16 protein-coding genes and 1 pseudogene are annotated in these 15,492 nt (G+C 55.1%); 7 read left to right on the top strand and 10 right to left on the bottom strand.

Features of this window, described 5'->3' with window-relative positions; translation table 11 throughout:
- The first annotated feature begins 4 nt into the window (after positions 1 to 4).
- The 6 genes from OK409_RS18695 to OK409_RS18670 are packed head-to-tail and all read left to right on the top strand — an operon-like array spanning position 5 to position 5,286.
- A complete protein-coding gene (locus OK409_RS18695; protein WP_140034332.1) occupies positions 5 to 724 on the top strand; it encodes a TIGR03759 family integrating conjugative element protein in 720 nt (239 codons plus the stop codon).
- Entirely contained in the window at positions 703 to 1,353 is a 651-nt protein-coding gene (locus OK409_RS18690) for a transglycosylase SLT domain-containing protein (protein WP_140034333.1), read from the top strand. Before OK409_RS18695 ends, OK409_RS18690 begins: the two co-directional genes overlap by 22 nt.
- Entirely contained in the window at positions 1,350 to 1,856 is a 507-nt protein-coding gene (locus OK409_RS18685; RefSeq protein ID WP_140034334.1) for an integrating conjugative element protein, read from the top strand. The genes OK409_RS18690 and OK409_RS18685 overlap by 4 nt, the downstream gene beginning before the upstream one ends.
- Positions 1,856 to 2,428 carry a restriction endonuclease gene (locus OK409_RS18680; protein ID WP_181162252.1) on the top strand — a complete coding sequence of 191 codons (573 nt, stop codon included), beginning with the start codon at positions 1,856 to 1,858 and terminating at the stop codon, positions 2,426 to 2,428. Before OK409_RS18685 ends, OK409_RS18680 begins: the two co-directional genes overlap by 1 nt.
- Positions 2,421 to 4,520, top strand: a complete 2,100-nt coding sequence (gene traD / locus OK409_RS18675) for a type IV conjugative transfer system coupling protein TraD (RefSeq protein WP_140034336.1) — start codon at positions 2,421 to 2,423, stop codon at positions 4,518 to 4,520. Before OK409_RS18680 ends, traD begins: the two co-directional genes overlap by 8 nt.
- The gene (locus OK409_RS18670) at positions 4,513 to 5,286 is read left to right on the top strand and encodes a TIGR03747 family integrating conjugative element membrane protein (RefSeq protein ID WP_140034337.1); all 774 of its coding nucleotides are present in this window, start codon (positions 4,513 to 4,515) and stop codon (positions 5,284 to 5,286) included. Before traD ends, OK409_RS18670 begins: the two co-directional genes overlap by 8 nt.
- 350 nt (positions 5,287 to 5,636) lie before the next feature.
- On the opposite strand, the pseudogene OK409_RS18665 reads toward OK409_RS18670, so the two are convergent.
- Positions 5,637 to 5,884, bottom strand: a pseudogene (locus OK409_RS18665) (NAD(P)H-binding protein); the annotation flags it as partial.
- Between the two features lie 147 nt (positions 5,885 to 6,031).
- Between OK409_RS18665 and OK409_RS18660 the strand changes: the two are divergent.
- Positions 6,032 to 6,925, top strand: a complete 894-nt coding sequence (locus OK409_RS18660; RefSeq protein ID WP_031594275.1) for a LysR family transcriptional regulator — start codon at positions 6,032 to 6,034, stop codon at positions 6,923 to 6,925.
- A gap of 34 nt (positions 6,926 to 6,959) precedes the next feature.
- On the opposite strand, the gene OK409_RS18655 is transcribed toward OK409_RS18660, so the two are convergent.
- From OK409_RS18655 to OK409_RS18615, 9 genes are all read right to left on the bottom strand, one after another.
- On the bottom strand, positions 6,960 to 7,949 hold the full coding sequence (locus OK409_RS18655; protein WP_140034338.1) for an aldo/keto reductase: 990 nt from the start codon (positions 7,947 to 7,949) through the stop codon (positions 6,960 to 6,962).
- Positions 7,950 to 7,974: 25 nt separating this feature from the next.
- The gene (locus OK409_RS18650; protein WP_095708126.1) at positions 7,975 to 8,826 is read right to left on the bottom strand and encodes an aldo/keto reductase; all 852 of its coding nucleotides are present in this window, start codon (positions 8,824 to 8,826) and stop codon (positions 7,975 to 7,977) included.
- 134 nt (positions 8,827 to 8,960) lie between these two features.
- Entirely contained in the window at positions 8,961 to 10,025 is a 1,065-nt protein-coding gene (locus tag OK409_RS18645) for an alpha/beta hydrolase (RefSeq protein WP_140034339.1), read from the bottom strand.
- Positions 10,026 to 10,133: 108 nt separating this feature from the next.
- A complete protein-coding gene (locus OK409_RS18640) occupies positions 10,134 to 10,718 on the bottom strand; it encodes a flavodoxin (protein ID WP_140034340.1) in 585 nt (194 codons plus the stop codon).
- Positions 10,719 to 10,727: 9 nt separating this feature from the next.
- On the bottom strand, positions 10,728 to 11,489 hold the full coding sequence (locus OK409_RS18635; RefSeq protein WP_031594270.1) for a carboxymuconolactone decarboxylase family protein: 762 nt from the start codon (positions 11,487 to 11,489) through the stop codon (positions 10,728 to 10,730).
- Positions 11,467 to 11,946 carry a cupin domain-containing protein gene (locus tag OK409_RS18630; RefSeq protein WP_140034341.1) on the bottom strand — a complete coding sequence of 160 codons (480 nt, stop codon included), beginning with the start codon at positions 11,944 to 11,946 and terminating at the stop codon, positions 11,467 to 11,469. The genes OK409_RS18635 and OK409_RS18630 overlap by 23 nt, the downstream gene beginning before the upstream one ends.
- Before the next feature lie 65 nt (positions 11,947 to 12,011).
- Entirely contained in the window at positions 12,012 to 13,469 is a 1,458-nt protein-coding gene (locus OK409_RS18625) for a heavy metal sensor histidine kinase (RefSeq protein WP_140034342.1), read from the bottom strand.
- Positions 13,470 to 13,484: 15 nt separating this feature from the next.
- The gene (locus OK409_RS18620) at positions 13,485 to 14,165 is read right to left on the bottom strand and encodes a heavy metal response regulator transcription factor (RefSeq protein ID WP_031594267.1); all 681 of its coding nucleotides are present in this window, start codon (positions 14,163 to 14,165) and stop codon (positions 13,485 to 13,487) included.
- Between the two features lie 15 nt (positions 14,166 to 14,180).
- The gene (locus OK409_RS18615; RefSeq protein WP_031594266.1) at positions 14,181 to 15,347 is read right to left on the bottom strand and encodes an aldo/keto reductase; all 1,167 of its coding nucleotides are present in this window, start codon (positions 15,345 to 15,347) and stop codon (positions 14,181 to 14,183) included.
- Between the last annotated feature and the right edge of the window lie 145 nt (positions 15,348 to 15,492).

Raw genomic sequence — 15,492 nt, 5'->3', positions numbered from 1 at the left:
CGAAATGAAGATAAAAGCACTGATTCTGTTGCTACTTACCTGCGGCGGCACCGCGTATGCGAGTATCCAGACCACTGACAGCCAGGGCCAGGCTACGGACGCGCAGCACACCGGGCAAAGCGCGGTTCAGAATCTGCAGCAGCAGGCGGGGCAGTGGGGGCTGAACCAGCAGGACTATCAGCGCTATCAGCAGCTGATGAACGGCCCCCGGGGCACGCAGTCGCCCGGCCTCGATCCACTCTCCACGCTCGGCATCGAGGCGCGCAGCGCCGAAGAGCGCCGTCAGTACGCCGAGAAGTGGGTGAAGCAGGAGTTTGCCCGCACGCAGAAAGAAATGGAATTTCAGCGCGAGGTAAACAGCGCCTGGCAGCGGCTGTACCCCAACACGCTGGCCGTTAACATGGGCAACGCCGCGGGCATTGCTCACGACACCGGCGGGCGACTGGCGCTGTTCGTGAAGTCTGCCGGATGCGCGCAGTGCGACGCGAGACTGTCCGCCGTGCTGGCCGACAAGCGTCCGGTCGATATCTATCTGGTTGATAGTCAGGGCAACGACGACGCGCTGCGCAGCTGGGCCAAAGCGCATCACATCCCTCTGGACAGAGTACGCAGCCGTGAGATCACGCTCAATCACGACGGTGGCCGCTGGATGCGGTTCGGCAACGGCATGATGCCCGTGGTGCTGCAGCAGGGGGAAAACGGATGGCAACTCGCGGCATACTGACCGGCGCTGCCCTGCTGCTGCTGGCGTCGGCAAACTGCTGGTCATCTGGTATGCAGACCGTGCCCGACGGCTATACAAAGGTGGCGCGCCAGCACGGCGTGCCACCGGAGGCGCTGTATTCGGTTGCCCTGCAGGAATCCTCCCGCACGCTGGCTCAGGGCGTACGTCCCTGGCCCTGGACGCTGAACGTGGCGGGAAAGGGGTATCGCTACAAAACCCGGCTTGAGGCCTGGCAGTCGCTGCAGGTGTTCATGAAGACCCATTCCCTGAAGCGCATTGACGTGGGCATTGCGCAGGTCAACCTGGGCTGGAACGGCGATTACTTCACGTCCACCTGGGAAGCGCTGGATCCGTACACCAACCTCAACGCCGCCGCCGTTATCCTGCGCGCATGCTGGGACCGCAAGCCCGGCAGCTGGCTGGACGCCGCCGGCTGCTATCACCATCCCGCCGGCGGACAGGCCGCCGCGCGCTACCGTTCCTTTATCAGAACAAAGCTTGCCACGCTGCAGTCGCCGCCTTCACAGCCGGCCCCGGCTCCGGTGCAGCTGGCGGACAACGCCCCTGTGCCAGCATCTACTTCCAACACCGGATTCGTCTGGATTGAACCCAGGAGCCCGAGACCATGAAAAACGTCCGCTTTCTTGCTATGCCCTTTATCCTGCTGTCGCTATCGTCCCAAGCGGAGCTGAACGTGCTGGCCGACCTTGGCGGACAGAGCACGCAGGCCATCTTTGACGCGGTTAACCGGCAGGACTCGCCGGCACCCGTCTCCGCGCCGCCCGTTCAGGGCGAAGCCGCAATGCTGCCTGTTACCACGCCGGAAATGTCGCCGGGCGCGGTCAGCCCGCGCGACCTGCAGCTGCCCGGCATCGGCGCGCTGTTCATCATCGGAGACGATCACGTATCCCGGTCCTGGCTGCAGCATAACGCGCAACGCCTGTCGGCCAGAGGCGCTGTGGGGCTTGTCGTGAACGTGGATAGCCAGGACGCCCTAGACGGGCTGCGCGGCCTGGCGCCCGGCATGACCCTTGCCCCGGCCTCCGGTTCGGATCTGGCGCGCCGCCTGCAGCTGACGCATTACCCAGTGCTTATCACCGATGGCGGGCTTACCCAAGAGCCCGCGCCATGATGGGCACGCCCCAAACCGTTGCCCTGCTGCTGTCGGTCAATCCTCTGCTGGCCGCCGGGCTTGTCGTCCTGCTTATCGTCGTCGCGTGGCTGTTTCGCCGGGAGACGGCCACCGCCCGTCGGCACCGTCGTTATCGCGCCACCGCAGCGCGCGTGCATCAGCGCCTGCGCGAACTGAACGGCGACGGCCAGCGGATGAGCTATCTGCGCAAAATAAATCCCTACGTTTTTGAGGAGCTGCTGCTGCTTGCCTTTGAGCGGCAGGGGCTCAAGGTCGAGCGCAATGCGTCCTACAGCGGTGACGGCGGCCTGGACGGCAAAGTGTTTATCAACGGCGAGTGCTGGCTGATACAGGCCAAACGCTATAGCCGGGCCATTTCTCCCGGGCATGTCCGAGATTTTGATGCGCTGCTCTCCCGCGCCGGCCAGCGCGGCTTTTTTATCCATACCGGCAGAACCGGGCAGATGAGCCAAGCCGTCTGCCGTACCTCTTCCCGGCTTAAGATCATCAGTGGGCAAAACCTGCTGAGGCTGCTGTCCGGCATTTCACTGAAGGAATGGTCCTATGAGTAACCGCTACGTTATAGAAGCGCTGCTGCGCCCGGCCGTTGAGCTGAACACGGCCGCCGTGGCGGGCACCGCCGCCGTGGTGTGCGTCACCGCGCCCTGGGCGGTCGCCCTTGCCCCCTCCGTCAGCTACGTTACGGCAGGCGGCTTTGCCGTGCTGTCCATCGTGCGGGCCCGTCAGGGCATGCAGGTGATCCGCTACCGGCGCAACCTGCGCCGGCTGCCGCGTTACGTGATGACCTCCCGGCAGATCCCACTGAGTAAGCGACGGCTCTTTATAGGCAGGGGATTTCGGTGGACGCAGACGCATACCCAGCGCCTGCGCGACACGCTGCGCCCCGAGGTCGCCCACTATCTGCAGCCGTCCAGGCTGTACCAGCTGGCACGCCGCGCCGAGGAGGCCACGGAAAAGCGGCTGCCCGCGCTGAGCAAATTGCTGAATGCCGACTCTGTTCTGAATCCGGTCCGCCCGCTGCCACCGGTCGGCGGTAACCCGGCCATACACGGCATCGAACCTAACGAAATCGACGTCACGCTGGATCTACGCGAGCGCGTGGGGCACACGGTGGTCTACGGCACGACACGCGTGGGTAAAACCCGGCTGGCCGAGCTGCTGATCACTCAGGACATCCGGCGCGGCGACACCACGATCGTGTTTGATCCGAAAGGGGACGCTGACCTGCTCAAGCGCGTGTGGGCAGAGGCGCACCGCGCCGGTCGTGGCGACGAGCTGACCATCTTCCACCTCGGGTGGCCCGACATATCGGCCCGCTATAACGCCGTGGGGCGCTTCGGGCGCGTTTCCGAGGTGGCGTCGCGTGTGGCCGGTCAGCTAAGCGGCGAAGGCAACAGCGCCGCATTCCGGGAGTTCGCCTGGCGGTTCGTGAACATCGTGGCGCGGGCGCTCGTTGCACTAGGAGAACGGCCGGACTACACGCTGATCACGCGCTACGTGAATAACATCGCCGACCTGTACCTGCGCTACGCGGTGAAAGTCATTACAGACAAGCTTCCCGACCTGAGCAAGCAGATCGAAAACAACCTCAAACTTTTTGGTGATGATGACGTGCCCCGCAACATGCAGGGACAGCCGGATGCCGTGCGCATCTGGGCGTATGAGGTGGCGTTGAGCTCCGAACTGGGACAGCAGCTGTACGACCCGATACTGGACGGCCTGCGCTCTGCCGTGCGCTACGATCGGACCTACTTTGACAAGATAGTGGCATCCCTGCTGCCACTGCTGGAGAAGCTGACCACGGGCAAAACCGCCGAGCTGCTGTCGCCCGACTACCTCAACATGGGCGACCCGCGTCCGATCTTTGACTGGGAGCAGGTGATCCGTAAAAAAGGCGTTGTGTACATCGGCCTGGACGCGCTGAGCGACAGCGAGATAGGCAGCGCCGTGGGTAACAGCATGTTTGCCGATCTGGTGAGTGTGGCCGGCCACATTTACAAGCACGGTATCAACGCGGGCCTGCCAGGGGCGGACGATCGCAAAAATCCGATTAACCTTCACTGTGATGAGTTCAACGAGCTTATGGGCGATGAGTTTATTCCCCTGATTAACAAGGGCGGCGGCGCAGGGATGCAGGTCACAGCCTACACACAGACGTCCTCTGATATTGAGGCGCGTATCGGCAGTGCGGCCAAAACCTCCCAGGTGCAGGGTAACTTTAACAACCTCATCATGCTGCGCGTGCGCGAGAACCGGACGGCAGAGCTGCTGACCACCCAGCTGCCGCAGGTGGAAATCTACAGCAAAACGCTGGTCTCCGGGCACCAGGATTCAGCAGACGTCACCGTTAATCACGACTTTACCTCCAGCACGCAGGACCGCGTCGGCACGATCAAGGTGCCGCTGCTGGAGCCGTCGGATATTGTATCGCTGCCGAAGGGCCAGGCGTTTGCCCTGCTTGAGGGTGGGCAGCTCTGGAAAATCCGCATGCCGCTGCCGGCCGGTGACGCCGCCGACGAGCACATGCCGGACGATATTACCCGCCTGGCCGAAGAGATGCGCCGGAACTACCACAGCAGCGAAGGGTGGTGGAACGGCGGCGCGGCCGGTCACGGTGCCCTGAAAGGAGAAGACAATGGCTGAACCCCGTCGTAACGTCACGCCACAGAACCCACAACAGCAGCCGATTCCGCCGCGCGAGCACGGGCTGATTTACAACCTGGTCTGGGGCTGGCCGTGGAAGCTGGTCGGCATGATCCTGGCTTCTCTGTTCCTGAGCCTGATTGTGGAATACATCGGTATCGCGTTCTTCTGGCCGGAAATGGGCGCCGCACATAGCCAGCAGGTGATGACCACGGAAATGGGCTACCTGTCGTCGGATTTCACCCGCAGCCTTCTGCTCTCGGAACCTTCAGTTACCGTCACGCACTGGATCACTTTTGCCTATCAGTGGGCCTTTGTTGACAGCGGTTTCGTTGGCTGGGTGCAGTCGATGTATGAATCGGAAATGAACAGCGGCAACGAAATTTCCCGCCAGCTGAAATCGGCCAGCGGCTGGCTCGCTGGCTACCTGCAGCAGTATCTGCTTGCCAGCGTCTGGGTGGCCGTGGTGACGCTCATTCGGGTTACGATACTGACGCTCTCCATCCCGCTGTTTGTGCTGGTCATTGCCGTGGCCGTGGTAGAGGGGCTGGGACGCCGCGACCTGCGTCGCTACGGGGCGGGGTATGAATCGTCGTTTTTATACCACCGCGCAAAAAGGCTGATTAAGCCGGCGGTATACATACCGGCAATGGCGTACCTGTCATGGCCGTCGGCGGTCTATCCCAACCTGTTGCTGCTACCCGCGGCCATCATGCTGGGGCTTGCCATTACGGTAACCACAGCGTCCTTTAAAAAGTACCTCTGATCTCCCCTGGCCCGCAAAAGCGGGCCTTTCACTTGTTCAGGTCACTTACCTTCTTTCATTAATTTTTATCCTTAGTGAAATCTGGTGCTTCCATGCCGCTAAAGCGGCATTCAGGGGCTGACTGCTCGCTGCGTACTAGCTTGGTTCATTTTATGCCTGCGTTGAATGTCTGCTTTGTGCCAGAAGCAAACATTGGTTGAATTAAAAGTAGCTCCTAAAGGGTAACGACTGTGCTCAGTTGCCGCCTGAATTTACTGTTTCTGCACATTTTCCAGTGAGCCAGACCTGAACACTGCAGCCCACAAACATGGCTGTCCCGCTGGGAGCCAGGTGAGAATCCTCAAACAATACGCTCTGGTGCCAATCCGCTCCTGACCATCGGAACCAAGTGTAAAAATAACGACATCAATGTTTTTCGTCACATCAGTTAACGTTTCAGGCAGAGAAAAATCACCATAAAAAATATCAGCGCCATGAGGAAGCTATTTCACTTTGCGCCGTTTCCTGACTAAAGCCACAGGTTGATGTCCCAATTCAATGGCTGTTTTATGACATGAAGACCCATACTTCCTGTCGCTCCAGTAACGAGTATTTTCATAATAAACCTCAATATATTAAAGGCTTATTTCGACATGCTCAGAATATCAATTATCATATTTTTCAGTAATGGGGTTAAAATGATTGTGTCTATGACCACCTTTCATGAGTGCTCTGTGGAGGGAATACCTGATTAAGGAAATCGCCAATGCTCAAAGAAAACTTCAATGAACTCCAGATCTTTCTTGTTGTGGCAAGGGAGCGAAGTTTTACTAAAGCTGCCGGCAAACTCGGCGTGTCCCAGTCAGCACTTAGCCACGCGATAAAATCACTGGAAGAGCGCTTAAACATCCGTCTTTTGACCCGAACAACCAGAAGCGTTGCCCCTACAGAAGCTGGTGAGAGAATTATCGCCTGCCTTGAACCCCGTATTGCCGATCTTGAGCAGGAGTTGGAGTCGCTTATTCAGCTGAATGGCACGGCTTCAGGCAATATCCGTTTATCTGCAGGAGAGCATGCTGCACGCAGTCTGGTATGGCCAAAGTTAAAACCTTTCCTCCAGAAATATCCCGAAATCCATGTCGATCTGGTTGTTGATAATGGTTTTGTCGATATTGTCGATGGGCGTTTTGATGCCGGGGTTCGCCTTGGTGAAAGCGTTGCTAAAGACATGATTGCCGTAAGGATTGGTCCGGATATGAGAATGGCAGTTGTTGGTGCACCCTCCTATTTTGCAGCTAACCCTGTGCCTGAAACCCCGCATCAACTCCAGAATCATAGATGCATCAATATGCGCTTACCGACGACCGGTGGTCTTTATCACTGGGAGTTCGAGAAGGATGGAAAGCCGCTGCGTGTGAGGGTTGAAGGACAAGTCACGTTTAACCTGCTGGCAGAAAGGATCGACGCTGTTTTATCTGGCTTTGGTCTGGCCTGCGTGCCTGAGAATATGATTCAGGATCACGTAAAGTCAGGGAAACTTATTCAGATTCTGCAGGAATGGTGTCCCACCTTCCCCGGATATTACCTTTATTACCCAAGCCGAAGACAGCATCCGCCCGCTTTTGCGCTGATGATAGACGCGCTTCGTTACTCAGAGTAACGGGTCCGCAGTTTGATGCAGACCCGCTTGAGTCTTAACGACCTACACGAGCCAGATGCTCTGGCGAGTAACGCTCACCGACGATTTGTATCGTTTCAAGCGCCTGTGTGATCTGAAGCGAATCATCCTTTGAAAGGATAATCTCAGCTGCTCCCAGGTTCTCCTCCAGACGGTGCAGTTTGGTGGTGCCCGGGATAGGCACTATCCAGGGTTTTTGTGCCAGCAACCATGCCAGTGCGATTTGCGCCGATGTTGCCCCTTTTTCTGCAGCCAGTTCACCCAGTAAAGCGACCAGTTTTTCATTGGCTTCAAGCGCCTGCGCGGCGAAACGCGGCACGGTGCTGCGGTAATCATCCTGACCAAAAGTCGCACCAGGCTTAATTGCTCCCGTAAGGAAGCCTTTGCCCAGTGGGCTGAATGGTACAAAACCAATGCCCAGCTCCTCAAGCAATGGCAGGATCTCCTGTTCAGGCTCACGCCACCACATGGAATATTCACTTTGCAGGGCAGTAACAGGTTGTACCGCATGCGCTCGACGAATAGTTTGAGCGCCAGCTTCGGAAAGGCCGAAATGTTTGACCTTGCCTTCAGCAATCAGGTCTTTCACCGTTCCCGCGACATCTTCAATAGGCACATCCGGATCGACACGGTGTTGATACAGCAGATCAATAACATCTGTTTTGAGACGACGTAAAGACCCTTCAACAGCTTCGCGGATATGCTCAGGACGGCTGTTTAAGATTTGCTGCTTATTGTCATCGCCGAAGGTAAAGCCAAATTTGGTCGCAATAACGACGCGATCGCGGAAGGGCTTTAAGGCTTCGCCGACAACTTCTTCATTTACAAACGGGCCATACAATTCAGCCGTATCGAAGAAGGTAACGCCATGTTCGACCGCAGCACGAATGAGTTCGATAGCCTGACGGGTATCTGTTGCCGGACCATAGGCGTGGCTGAGCCCCATGCAACCGAGTCCCAGAGCTGACACTTCCAGCCCGGATTTACCCAGGTAACGTTTCTGCATTGAATTAATCTCTCTTTTGCGTGATTTAAACGTCAAGTTTGCGGCCAGTCAGCCATTCCACCATCGCAGGGTCACGATGCGAGAAGAAGGCACTGGTGGCGGTATCAAGGGCGGCAATCTGCAGCATATCTTCTGAACTGAGTTCAAAATCAAGGATATTGATATTTTCTTCCATACGTTCTTTTCGTACAGATTTTGCCAGTGAAACAATGCCACGCTGGAAGATCCAGCGCAGGACAACCTGACCCACGCTTTTGCCGTACTTTTCACCAATTGCAGTCAGAACAGGATGCTGAAACAGGCCATTTCTCCCTTCTGCAAAAGGGGCCCATGCTTCAGGCTGAACACCACGACTTTGCATCCATGGCACAGCATGCAGTTGCTGATTGAAGGGGTTAACTTCAATCTGGTTTACCGCAGGGGCAACCTTATTGAAGGCCATAAGGTCGGCAAGCCTGTCAGGATGAAAGTTGCTTACGCCAATGGCGCGAATTTTGCCGGCCTGTTGCATTTCTTCCATGGCACGCCATGCGCCATGGACATCGCCGTAAGGCTGGTGAATCAGATACAGGTCAACGTAGTCCAGCTGCAGCCGATTCAGTGAACGTTCAAACTGCGCTTTCGCACCTTCGTAGCTGGTATCCTGCAACCAGAGCTTGGTTGTCACAAAGAGTTCTTCACGTGCGATGCCGATCTGTTTCAGTGCGTTCCCTACCTGAGTTTCGTTCTGGTAGGAGGCCGCAGTATCTATCAGTCGATACCCCGTATCGATAGCATCAATGACAGCTCTCTCGCATTCAGCGGCATCTGACATCTGAAACACACCAAAACCCAGCAGGGGCATTTCCATACCGTTGTTCAGTTTTACAGTTTGCATGACGTTATCCTTCAGCTGTTGTATGAGAAAAGCATAACGCAAAGTGATTTATCCGATTAGATAGGGCAATGAGCTAGGGTTAATTAATTTAATTCATTAATCGTGACTGAACTCAGGCTTCGCTCGCTCACTGCCTACTGCAAATTTTTTTCTTTCAGAAACTGGCTGACTAAATCAGCGATTTGCACATTATTCAGGTCAGAGAACGGGAAGTGGGTATTACCTTTGATTCCCGCTTCAGGCAGATGCGTCACTGTCACATCTCCGCCATGTTTGTTCACCACATCGCGCCACTCGCGGGCCATAGCCAGACGTACTCGCCAGCTGTCCTGAGCCGGCATAGCTACAGGCTTATCCGGTATGTTATCGCCATAAATAATCAGGATGGGGATTTTAGTCAGCGCCATAAACTGTTCCATCGGAACAGGTTCACCTTTCAGCGTGTCAAATGCGCTTGGCATTGGTGCAGGTAATTCTTTCTCCGGGAAAACAAAACTGCTACCCGGTTCGAAGGCGACAATGGCTTTGACCTTGCTGTTTTTCATTGCAGTGTACCAGCCGGGACCACCGCCCTGAGAGTGAGTGAAGAGAATAGCCGGACCAGATTTATCCACTACGGCGGACATGGCATCAGATATTACATTGATATCAAATGGCCCGGTATTCGGGGTCATCTGGCGGAAATACTGATTCAGGGCTTCTTTATCGTGAGAGAACTGGACGCCTTTAAAATAGTCTGGCCAGACACCTACACGGAACTGATTGAACCACATCTGCTCATCCGGCTTCGGCGTTACAGTGCCTTCTGCCGTTGTGCGTCCCGCACTGCCCCGACGCGGTTGGTCAACCAGATACGTTGAGAATCCACGACGCAGGAATATGTTCTGGAATCCTTCACGACCGTCCGGCGTACTTTCCCAGGTACGCGAAAACTGGCCTGCGCCATGCAACATGACCAGGGGATATTTATGAGGATTCTCCGGGATCTGGTAGAACACTGATGCATGATCGCCATGATAAGTCTGACCGGCGGAATCCAGCGGCTTCGTTGCGTCAAACTTCCCGGGAGCGGTGATGACAGTACCACCGGCAGAAAAGCTTCCCTGGTCCTTAATGACCAGAGGCGCGGCATAAATGGACTGAGTCACCAGACCACCTGCCATCACGCAAATGACCAGCGTTTTTAAGATTGTTTTCAAGATTACGTCCTCTGTTACGTTTGGCGTTCAATCATATCTGAGTTGTCAGAGAGGATTATTTGGCCCCCTGTGATTACCCTTATCTGAGAGTTTTATGAGTACGCATAATCAGCTGCGTATCGTCTCTAACCAGCTCGTTACCGTTTCCGTGGTTCTTCGTTCCTGATCACATTCAATGACCAGAGGTTTTTCCCGATGCGCATCCGGGGCAAGGCTTGCAAGAATATCGTCGCTGTCACCTTTGCCGTAACCGCCATGGGTAATGAAAGGTATAAGCAACTTCTCCGCCAGGTTATGGCCGCTCAGAAAGGTCTGCACTGCGGGCGGCACGCTGGTTCCCCAGACGGGGAAACCTAAATAGACAGTTTCGTAGCGTCCCATATCGGGCACGCTATTCTTTAAAGCCGGTTTTATTCCCCGGGCTCGCTCATTTTTCGCCTGCTCAACGGTCTTAAAATAGTCTTCCGGATAAGGTGCAGCCGGTTCGATTTCAAACAGATCGGTTTTCAGGCTTCGGTGAATGACACCCGCAATGACCCGTGTATTGCCGCTACGGGAAAAATACGCCACCAGAATACGGCTGTTGCCCTGAACATTAGCAGTTCCGGGCGCCGCCGATGCCAGTGAAACGTTCGCCAGCGTGAGCCCGGCAAGTGCGGTGATTAACATTCTGCGGTTAGGATCATGCTCCATAACCCACTCCTAATTGTTTGCGAGCGCCTGTTGCAGCGCCTTTTCAGCACGCATGGCGGCATCATTTTCGTCATGTTCACGCAGAACCTGTACCAGCTGGCGCAGCTGCGCTGCCGTCAGGCCGACCCGCATGCTGGCTCGCGTATGCGATAACAGCTGGGCTTCAACGCCTGGTGTGGCCGCCAGTGCGCCGACCGTTGCCAGCTCGCGGCTTTGCCAGTCGAGGTTATCGCGGGCAAAAATGTCGCCGAACAGGTGGGTTTGCAGGAACTGATTAATGGCCGGGGCAAAATCAAAAAGTGGCCCCTGGACGGGTGCCCCTGAGATTCTGGTCTGATTAGCGGTGCCGATCTGACGAAGTTCATCACCGACAGGGATGGGAGAAGCAGGTTCTGCACCCTCAACATCTTTAATACCGCGTTGCTTTCGCGCTTCAACAACCTTCATCAGTGCACTGAGGGCATTAAGGCTGCGAGGAAAACCCGTATAAGCATAGAGCTGCACGAGAATTTCTTTGGCCTCGTTTATTGTGAGTCCTGCATCCAGTCCCTGATTCAGTGCACGGTCCAGCTTATCCATCTGACTGCTGGCCATTGATGCTGCAATCAAAGGGATAGCCTGCTGACGGGTCGTCAGCGCTTCTGAAACGGTTTTTTCCTGGTTCATTTCTGAGGTTCCTTTCGCCGCTGACGCAACGTTTGTCAGGAGACCAAAACCAGCGGTGAGAAGTACCGCTGCCATCAATGCTTTAATGGGCATGGTATTGTTCATCTGTCACCGTCTCCATCCAGTTAGCGCTTTTGCCATCGACGATCCCCGTAATCGCCAGATGCGTCATGGCGCTGTCAGGCGAAGCACCATGCCAGTGCCTGACGCCAGGAGGGCAGGAGACGACATCACCAGGGCGGATTACCTGCACAGGCTGACCTTCCTGCTGCGTGAGCCCGACGCCGGCAGTGACAATGAGTCGCTGACCTGCCGGATGCGTATGCCAGGCGGAGCGGGCACCCGGCTCGAAGGTGACGTAAGCGCCTGATACTCTCATGTTGTTATCAGGTCTGAAGAGAGGATCAACCCGGACGCGCCCGGTAAAATTCTCCGCAGGTCCATATACTGCGGCCTGACTTCCAGCTGGAGCAATCTGAGCTGAGGTATTTTGCTCCGCAGCCCAGGATGGGACAGTAAAAAGAGGCAGTAACAGCCCGATGTAGCGTAAATGTCTGATCATGCAAAGCGTCCTTATCAGTCATGAGGTGGAAAGCCTGCGATGATTCTAGCGAGAGTGGCATGTCGTCAGGCTGACGATCTCCTGACAATTGTGTCAGTTAAATGTATTCCGGATTCCACCTCAGGAAGAACATCACAGAACGCTTTTCCGGGTTGCATTGCAAAGTTCAGTCCAAACGTGTTGACGCCACTTTCACTGCGCGCAAAGACATCTCCCCGGTGCATAATGGCGACGGCTCGTACGATAGAAAGACCCAACCCATGATGGGTATCACTGTTGGCTCTGGAGATGTCGACCCGATAGAACCGTTCGAAAAGTCGACGTAAATGCTCTGCTGCAATGGGCTCTCCCGGATTTGATACCTCAACACAGGCGTAATTCTTTTTTTCGCTCAGCCTGACGGTCACCGTGCTTGCCGGAGGTGAATGCCTTGCACTGTTTTCCAGTAAATTAGCCAGGGAGCGGTGAAATAACCGCCGGTCAATATGCGCAATGACATCGCCCTCAACGTCCAGTGAAAGCTGTTTTTCAGCAAACGAGGGTTCGACATATTCCGCTGTTTTGAGGGTTTCTTCCCGCAGGGAGACCCGGGCAAGCTGAGAAGCATGTTCACCTGCGTGAGCATGTGACAGAAAAAGCATGTCGTTAACGATCGATGTCATACGTTCAAGCTCCTCGAGATTAGAACCGAGTAACTCTTCCAGTTCATCATGCGACCGCCGGCGTGACAGCCCCAGTTGCGTCTGGCCAATAAGATTTGTCAGCGGCGTTCGGAGTTCATGGGCCACATCCGCATTAAAACTTTCGAGTTGTCTCCACGCTATCTCCTGACGCTCCAGCACGCCGTTAAATGACGAGGCGAGTTGCTGCAACTCTTCGGGTAATCTCGTGGTATCAAGGCGTTGGCCGTGGTCTCCAGGGGCGAGTTGTTGCGCCTGTTTGCTAAGGGCGCCTACCGGACGCAGGCCGATTTTTGAGACCATATAACCCAGTAAAGCGACAACAAAGACACCCAGTGCGGTAATAATCAGCAGAGTGCGGGTGAACGCATTGAGTGTGCCCATATACGGTGTGGAGTCGATGGCAACGACATAGCGCAACTCAGGTCTTTCACCATTTTGGGGGATAGTTTTCACTAACAGGAAAAGTGAACAAGCTCCGTCGGATGCGCCGGGCATTTTATTGAAGCCTTCCTGTAAAGAAGACCACCCGACTCCCACTGGCGGTGTACCACCGATACTGAACCGTGGATCATCACTGACAATCCAGTAGCGAACGCGCTCACCTTCGGAATTGGTCAGAACGGTGAACTTACTGGCAAGCACTGACCAGCCGTCAGCTGAGGTTCGGGCGGTGATCCACGGGCTCATTAATGATTCCCGAAACAGCAGCTCGTTGTGCATTTGCTTTTGCAGGGATTCATGTAATGAGCTTCTTAGCAGGATGCCGATAACAGAAACAATCAGAAGTGCCGATAATGCAAACATCAATGCCAGATGGACTGAGATGGCGCGCTTTATCATGCTTATCCCCTTCATTTATACTGGCCTTACTTCCAGAACGTACCCCATCCCGCGCACGGTATGGAGTAACTTAATGTCGAACGGGGCATCAATTTTTGCCCTCAGACGTTTAATGGCAACCTCAACTACGTTGGCATCACTGTCAAAATTCATGTCCCATATCTGTTCAGCGATCATCATCTTTGACAGAATCTCGCCCTGATGACGGGCCAGAAAGCTCAGCAGAGCAAATTCCTTCGCGGTCAGTTCAAGTCGCGTTCCGGCACGAAACACCCTGCGAGCCAGCAGGTCGAGTTGCAGATCGTGAATCTGTAATTGCGTGATGTCGGCACCATCTGTTGACCGGCGACGTACCAGAGCCTGAATACGAGCTACCAGTTCGATAAGCGAGAACGGTTTGGGGAGATAGTCATCTGCGCCAAGCCTGAGTCCTTTGACGCGCTCATCGACCGAGCCCCGTGCAGATAACATCAGTACGGGGGTCTGTTTACTGGCGCGTATGCCTTCAAGTACCCGGTAGCCATCCATCCCCGGCAGCATCACATCAAGAATTATCGCGTCGTAGTCGAACTCCAGCGCGTAATGAAGACCTTCTGCACCCTCTGCAGAAACATCCACCGTAAAACCCGATTCACCCAGCGCACGACTGAGATAGGTTGACGTTTTTTCTTCATCTTCGACTAACAACAGGCGCATGACGGGGACTTCCTCTTAACTTTTCAGCGGAGCTTCAACATCTGAATAAACCTGAACGGCATCCGGCAGCCGTTGCCCCCGGACGGTGATAGCGTCCAGTGAACCGGTCAGCTCGGTCATCTCAGCATGTGTCAGCGAGACGGCAGCAGAAGCCGTGTTCTGCAGCATATGGTCTTTATTTGTGGTTCCCGGGATCGGGACTATCCAGGGTTTACGTGCCATCAGCCATGCCAGCGCAATCTGACCCGGTGCGGCGTCTTTTCTTATCGCCCAGGTTTTCAGTAACTCAACCAGCTGTAAGTTATGCGGGAGGTTGTCGGGGGAGAAGCGGGTTTCTATGGCGCGTATATCACCTGCAGCAAATCGGGTTTTTTCATCAATCCAGCCTGTTAAAAACTGTACGCCTAGTGGGCTCCAAGGCACAAATCCAATCCCCAGCTCCTCACAGAGCGGAAGCACATGTTTTTCTGGTCCTCGCCAGAGCATGGAATATTCACTTTGTACGGCAGTGACAGGTAATGCCGCATGCGCCCGCTTCAGCGTATTGATGCCCATTTCGGACAGACCCCAGTGCAGGACTTTCCCCTGCTCCATTAAATCCTTTATGACACCGGCGACGTCTTCGATCGGAACCTGAGGATCGACCCGGTGCTGATAGAGTAAATCGATGCGATCGGTACGCAGGCGCTTAAGCATGTTTTCTACTACCAGCCTGATATGCTCCGGTCGGCTATTGAGGCCAGGCAGGCGTTTACCTGTCTGCTGATCAATATTCCAGCCAAACTTGGTGGCGATAACGATTTTATCCCGGAAAGGGCCAACGCCTTCCCCGAGGATTTTCTCTACTTCAAAGGGTCCGTACGCTTCTGCTGCGTCAAAGAACGTTACACCCTCATCAAATGCCCGGCGGATAACCTTCACCATCTCAGGACGCCACGGGACAGAGGTATCATATTTACGGCTCATGTTCTGCACGCCCAGGCCAAGGGCAGAAACGTCGAGATTACCGAGTTTGCGTCTGCTCATTGCCGCAACGCGCTGGCTACTGTGTCCCGTTGAATCGACCTGAAAGGATTTCCCCGCCGCCGTTGCCTGAGGAACAATTGATGCGGCGGCAATACCGGCCCCGGCGAATAACAGCTTACGTCGTGTGGGCATTGCAGGGTTGTTTTGACTTTTCATGGACCATTCCTTTTCGAAGCAAATTGAATATGAATCCCATTTAACCAGAGAACATTCTGCTCCCTGATTGCCAACATAATGCTGACGGCTGGCTGACAGCCCTGTCAGAAAAGGTTGCCTGCCAGATAACGCTTCCTGACAAAAA

Source organism: Pantoea sp. RG18 (genome assembly GCF_025910075.1).
GTDB lineage: Bacteria > Pseudomonadota > Gammaproteobacteria > Enterobacterales > Enterobacteriaceae > Pantoea > Pantoea agglomerans.
The sequence above is the reverse complement of the archived record's forward strand: the minus strand, read 5'-3'. Positions and strand labels throughout refer to the sequence as shown.

Excerpts from the sequence above, each read along its gene's own strand:
- OK409_RS18615 (WP_031594266.1), bottom strand. The coding sequence starts at position 15,347 with ATGAAAAGTCAAAACAACCCTGCAATGCCCACACGACGTAAGCTGTTA.
- OK409_RS18685 (WP_140034334.1), top strand. The coding sequence starts at position 1,350 with ATGAAAAACGTCCGCTTTCTTGCTATGCCCTTTATCCTGCTGTCGCTA.
- OK409_RS18620 (WP_031594267.1), bottom strand. The coding sequence starts at position 14,165 with ATGCGCCTGTTGTTAGTCGAAGATGAAGAAAAAACGTCAACCTATCTC.
- OK409_RS18650 (WP_095708126.1), bottom strand. The coding sequence starts at position 8,826 with ATGCAAACTGTAAAACTGAACAACGGTATGGAAATGCCCCTGCTGGGT.
- OK409_RS18655 (WP_140034338.1), bottom strand. The coding sequence starts at position 7,949 with ATGCAGAAACGTTACCTGGGTAAATCCGGGCTGGAAGTGTCAGCTCTG.
- OK409_RS18690 (WP_140034333.1), top strand. The coding sequence starts at position 703 with ATGGCAACTCGCGGCATACTGACCGGCGCTGCCCTGCTGCTGCTGGCG.
- OK409_RS18640 (WP_140034340.1), bottom strand. The coding sequence starts at position 10,718 with ATGGAGCATGATCCTAACCGCAGAATGTTAATCACCGCACTTGCCGGG.
- OK409_RS18695 (WP_140034332.1), top strand. The coding sequence starts at position 5 with ATGAAGATAAAAGCACTGATTCTGTTGCTACTTACCTGCGGCGGCACC.
- OK409_RS18625 (WP_140034342.1), bottom strand. The coding sequence starts at position 13,469 with ATGATAAAGCGCGCCATCTCAGTCCATCTGGCATTGATGTTTGCATTA.
- OK409_RS18670 (WP_140034337.1), top strand. The coding sequence starts at position 4,513 with ATGGCTGAACCCCGTCGTAACGTCACGCCACAGAACCCACAACAGCAG.
- OK409_RS18635 (WP_031594270.1), bottom strand. The coding sequence starts at position 11,489 with ATGAACAATACCATGCCCATTAAAGCATTGATGGCAGCGGTACTTCTC.
- OK409_RS18660 (WP_031594275.1), top strand. The coding sequence starts at position 6,032 with ATGCTCAAAGAAAACTTCAATGAACTCCAGATCTTTCTTGTTGTGGCA.
- OK409_RS18630 (WP_140034341.1), bottom strand. The coding sequence starts at position 11,946 with ATGATCAGACATTTACGCTACATCGGGCTGTTACTGCCTCTTTTTACT.
- traD (WP_140034336.1), top strand. The coding sequence starts at position 2,421 with ATGAGTAACCGCTACGTTATAGAAGCGCTGCTGCGCCCGGCCGTTGAG.
- OK409_RS18680 (WP_181162252.1), top strand. The coding sequence starts at position 1,856 with ATGGGCACGCCCCAAACCGTTGCCCTGCTGCTGTCGGTCAATCCTCTG.